1 protein-coding gene is annotated in these 268 nt (G+C 48.9%); it reads left to right on the top strand.

The features are described from left to right. On the top strand, nt 1-268 hold a 268-nt coding region (locus AAEY88_RS13885), incomplete at both ends, for a molybdopterin cofactor-binding domain-containing protein (RefSeq protein ID WP_350563320.1).

Raw genomic sequence — 268 nt, 5'->3', positions numbered from 1 at the left:
TGGATGCTCTGGACCTAAATAAAGATCAAATACAACTGATCGCACACTATGTGGGTGGTGGGTTCGGTAGTAAGCTCGGTATTGCTCCTGAATCTATTGCAGCGGCGATTGCTGCGAAAGATCTGGGTCGTCCTGTGCTAATCACTATGACGCGTTCACAAGTGATGGAAGCAACGGTCAGACGCTCAAACACGCGTCAGCGTATCGCAATCGGCGCGAACAATGACGGCGTGATCGATACATTGATTCACGATACGATCTCTAGTAA

Origin of the sequence: Psychrobacter sp. CAL346-MNA-CIBAN-0220, assembly GCF_040309805.1 — a bacterium.
GTDB lineage: Bacteria > Pseudomonadota > Gammaproteobacteria > Pseudomonadales > Moraxellaceae > Psychrobacter.
Note: the sequence above shows the minus strand (reverse complement) of the source record. Positions and strands in the feature narration are given on the sequence as shown.